This window comes from Hyalangium sp. (genome assembly GCF_035629615.1).
In the GTDB taxonomy this organism is placed as follows: Bacteria; Myxococcota; Myxococcia; order Myxococcales; family Myxococcaceae; genus Hyalangium.
In genome coordinates this window covers 1-4,387 of record NZ_DASPHO010000573.1, presented here as the reverse complement: position 1 = coordinate 4,387, position 4,387 = coordinate 1, and the positions used below count along the sequence as shown (strand labels likewise).

Sequence of the window (4,387 nt, the reverse complement as noted above, 5' to 3'; positions counted from 1 at the left end):
GCAGCTCCGTGCGGACAGGGACGAGCTGGTTCTCCTTCACCTTGCAGGTGGCCTGGGCCGGAATGATTCTCCAAACCGGCGAGAGCGTGCCCGCGCGCCCGAACTTGAGCGCGCTGGTGCCCACCATGAGCTCCTGCTTCTTGCCCGCATCGCTGTCGCTGTAGATGACCGTCAGCCCGCTCGGCTCCTTGGGGAGCTGGATCTTCAGGTGTGCGACCTTGTCCTCGCGCACGACTTCGACGGGGAGCGGCTCCTGGGAATCCCCGTACGCTGGGAACACCTTGCCATCGGCGATGCGGATGCCCCACTGGAGGAGCCCGGTCTGCTCTTCATCATCATCGCAGGGGTTGAAGGAAGTTGGGTCCGAGCCGAACAGCCAGAGCTCCACGTGGTCATCCGTGAGCCACTTCGCCCCCGGCCCCGTCCAGGTGTCGTCCATCACTTCCACCAGGAGCACGTTCCCCTGGGCGAGCACGGCGCGGATCCGGGCGTCCTCCTTCCCCTGCGCCTTCCCGAGTAGGGCGTAGGAGCCGTCCACCGAGCAGCGCCCGAGCGACATGCGCTTCCATCCCTCGCTGAGGAAGTTCGCGGGCACCTCGACTGCGGGGACGAGCTGCGCCGTGACCTCCTCGCAGCCGTCGGGCCTCCAGGTCCAGCGGCCCTCGAAGGTGGTGTAGTCGAAGCGCGCCCTCTTCATCTTGTCGGTGTCCAGGGCGTCGTAGCTGACTTGTTCGCCGCTGGCCCACGTCAGGGGCACCAGCTGCAACTCCTTCACTCTCTCCCACCGCGTGCGTGCGCCGCCCGTGACCACGTGGATGAAGCGATTCTTTTTCACGATCACCTCGTCCTCGCCGATACCGCGGTCTTCGGGGCAGGAGTCGAGCAGCTTGACCACGGACTTGTCGGGCCTGCGCAGCCACCACTCCTTCTGCTCGCACTTGGAGTCTTCGCCCTCCTCACTCTCCTTTCCCAGTGACAGCTCGACCACCTCGTGGCCCTTGGGCGCGCGCTGGGTGCCCTTCACGATGCACTGGGGACGGTCTCCACAGACGTCCTTCGCCCCCTGCGCCATGGCTGGCACTGCCAGCAACAGCCCGAGCACTAGGGTTCGTCTCCTCAGATGCGCTTGCGTCACGGGGGTCTCCTCCAGGCTCAGGCAGCAACCGGTGTACGGAGTCTACCCGGTCCACCCGCTCTACCAGATGCGTGGACCGGGTGAGGAGATGGGTGGCGTCGCCGCCCTCTCCTTGCTTCTCCACTCGCCTGGCGCACTGCTCGGGCGGCCCCCGTCAGCGGCCCTCCTCGGCCTCTCCGCTCCCGTCCGCCACCTCTCAACAGGCCTTCAATCCTTCCTATGCTTTGCGTGTCATCCGCCCTGTCTGACATGTCAGTGGCCCTGTCTGACATGTCATCCGCCCTGTCTGACATGTCAGCCGCCCTGCCTGACAGAGCCAGAGCTCAGCGAGATGAAGCATTCCCCAGAGCGAAGTGAGCGCCAGCGGCCCCGTGATGAACTCGCGCGGATCTCATTGGCACTTCATTTGCTATGTAGTGTGCAGTACCCAGATCAGACACCGCATCCATGACGACTCAAGGGCAATCCGTCACAATCAATCAATCCACAAGGATTTGATGACATCAAGGAATGTAAAGATGAAGAACACGCTTCGAACGATCAGCACCTGCGCCTGTGCGCTGGCGATAGCCACGACACTCGCCTCATGCATGAAAACCATGCCCCCCGGAAACACCCCCCCGAGTTTCCCGGGAGGGGACTCCATCACACCGGACGAGTTGAACGGGGTGGCCGTTCTACCCGCTCCGCCACCGGCTTACGACGGCAGCATCACTCGCGAGCAATATGCCCGCTTTGCCTGGCGGCAGTTCTTCTATTTGAATACCCCCGCCAAGCTGTCCGCGAATTATGATCTTGGCAATGGGTTTCTTCCAGTGCTGCGGGGCACTGCCTCTGACGATAAGGGGTACAACTTTCTCACCGCTGGCAGTCCAACCTTCTTCGCGGACGGCACTCATGACGGGAATTCTCTGGGCACCCGTCACCTGCTCTGGGAAACCTTTGCTCACCGATCCGAGTTGTTCCCCGCGAATGCGCCTCCCACGGGCGAGCTGAAGGCCCTGTACCCTCAGTACAACTTCGCGAATGTCACGTTCACTAACAACAACAAGAACCTGATCCGGTTCAACAACCTCGACGAAACCACTCAGATCGGTCAAAACCAGATCTTCTTCCCGAAAAGCGGCGGCACGCCGTCAGCCAATCCATATGACGATCACCTGATCTTGTTCGAGGCCAAGGTGAATGGTGCGGAGTATGACTATGTCAAGAACACCATTGCCTCTGTCCAGAATCTCAAGGCGGGTACCTACCCCCTCATCGCTGACGTCCACCAAGCCATTCCACACATTGAATTTCCTCCCAACACGGGCAATCCCGATTTGCCTGCCGCCGCGCAGAGCGATGATGAGTCTATCGAAGTCAAGGCGGCCTGGCGGGAGATGACGCCTGAATTGATCAGCTCAGGCCGCTACCACACAGCCGAGGCCACGTACTACGTCAAGGGTGTGAACGGTCCTGAGCCGCAGGTGGGCACTTTCGGTCTGGTCGGCCTGCACATTCTGCGCAAGATGAAGAACTACCCCGCCTTTGTTTATACCACCTTCGAGCAGGTGGATAGCTTGCAGGGAAAAGATGGTCCCTCTGCCTGCAATGTCAACCCTCTCGGCACCAAGGGTTGTTCCGGCCTGTATGTCGTTACCCTTTATGACAAAATGGGTTACCGTCCGACGATCGCCAATCCGCAGGCCATGGTCAATACGGGGACTGGCCAGTTCCAGTCGGTACCGCTGCCCCTGGAAGGCCAGGTGGACGCAGCCCACGGCTATCCAATCATCCCCTCATCCGAGGTGCAGGCGCCCTATGCAGGCCCGATACCGGTCCAGCCGTCACTGGCAGTGACAGATGCCGTCACGAAGGTCAATGCCGAAGTCAATCAAGCCATAGCTGAGGCCCTAGCTCAGAGTAGCAGGGGCCAGTCCAACCCAAACGTGTGGCTGTATTATCGTCTCGCGGGAATTCAGATTCTACCCGTGAATGAGAACAGCACCTCCCCAAACACGGGTGCGCCCGATCCTCTGACCGAGGACTTCTACCTGGCAAACACGGTGATCGAGAGCAGCCGGCCGGGTATCCAGTTGTTTAAAGGCGCGGTCTCGGATCCTGGCGTTCGCCACGCAGCGCCGGACCAATTGCTCAACGAGCGCAGCAGGCCGAATATCCTGAACGTGCGGGGATTGCCCAATGACAACACCGTGGTGATGGGTGGCTGTATGGGTTGCCATGGCAATGCACAATACCCCAGGGCGCTCGTCCCCAGGGAGCCCGGGGGAGAGCTGGGCTATCAGGGGACCGGTCCAACCATCTTCAACTTCCTGACCAATGAGGGCACCTTGTCGGGCGCGGGCTTTGAAGTCGATGTGCGGCCTACAGGGGTTGGGCCGCAGAGGGCAAGCACTCGCGTGTATATTCCATGATCGATAGGGGGGCACGCCCCCCGGCGGAGGCCGGTGCTCCCGCAGCGGTGGAGGTTCCGCGGGAAACGGCTCGTAGGCCCACGGATGCTCCGCGAGGATCCCCATCTCCTCGCGGAGCTCCCCCACGCAGGTGCGGAGAAGGCGAGCGCGGGGATTGGGGCAGCGGCCAGGAAGGAGCCGATGAGATTGGCCCGGTTCGGTGGACAGAACAGAGCCAGCTGAGTCTCCTGGCGCGTTTTGAAGGTGGAGAGGTAGACGAGCTCCTGCTTGAGCGTGGAGAAGAAGCTCTCCACCACCGCGGTGTCCCAGCAGTTGCCCTGACGAGACATGCTGCAGGTGATGCCACGCTGCTCACACCAGGCCGTGCTCCTCGAGCTTGTTGTAGAGCGTGCGGCGGCTGATGCCCAGCAGCCGCGCCGCCAGCGTGCGGTTGTCTCCGGCCCGCTTCAGCGCGTCCTCCAGCGCCTGCCGCTCCGTCTGCCGGCGCTGGGAGTCCAGCGTCTTCGGCTCGCTCCCCGTAGGTAGGGCCACCGGGGCGGCCGCGCTCATGGGCACCGCCGGCGGACTCGTGGGCATCAGCCCCGGCTGCCGCGTCAGCTCGCGCGCCACGTCCGCTCCAGTGAGGTTCGGGCCGTCCGAGAGCACCACGAGCCGCTCCATGAAGTTCTGCAGCTGGCGCACGTTGCCCGGCCACGGCTGGGCCTGCAGCGTCTGGAGCGCGTCCGGCGCCAGCGTGAAGGGCTGCCGCCCGTTGGTCTTGGCATGCACCTCCAGGAAGTGCCGGGCCAGCGGCTCGATGTCCTCCGGCCGCGCCCTCAGCGGCGGCAGCCAGACC

Annotated in this window: 3 protein-coding genes and 1 pseudogene; 1 reads left to right on the top strand and 3 read right to left on the bottom strand. The window is 62.9% G+C overall.

Annotated elements, in window-relative coordinates:
- Positions 1-1,135, bottom strand: a 1,135-nt coding sequence (locus VD972_RS29085; RefSeq protein WP_324992019.1) for a hypothetical protein, incomplete at its 3' end; no start/stop codon positions are given.
- A 518-nt stretch (positions 1,136-1,653) separates the two neighbouring features.
- On the opposite strand from VD972_RS29085, the gene VD972_RS29080 reads away from it, so the two are divergent.
- Positions 1,654-3,552, top strand: coding sequence for a hypothetical protein (locus VD972_RS29080; protein WP_324992018.1), 1,899 nt, complete (start codon positions 1,654-1,656; stop codon positions 3,550-3,552).
- 206 nt (positions 3,553-3,758) lie between these two features.
- Here VD972_RS29080 and VD972_RS29075 read toward each other — a convergent pair.
- Both VD972_RS29075 and VD972_RS29070 read right to left on the bottom strand, forming a co-directional pair.
- Positions 3,759-3,899, bottom strand: a pseudogene (locus VD972_RS29075) (integrase core domain-containing protein); the annotation flags it as partial.
- A 4-nt stretch (positions 3,900-3,903) separates the two neighbouring features.
- Positions 3,904-4,387 (bottom strand): helix-turn-helix domain-containing protein (locus tag VD972_RS29070; protein ID WP_324992017.1); only part of this gene is annotated, 484 nt, incomplete at its 5' end.

Coding starts and splice junctions, on each gene's coding strand:
- VD972_RS29080 (WP_324992018.1), top strand. CDS start 1,654: ATGAAGAACACGCTTCGAACGATCAGCACCTGCGCCTGTGCGCTGGCG.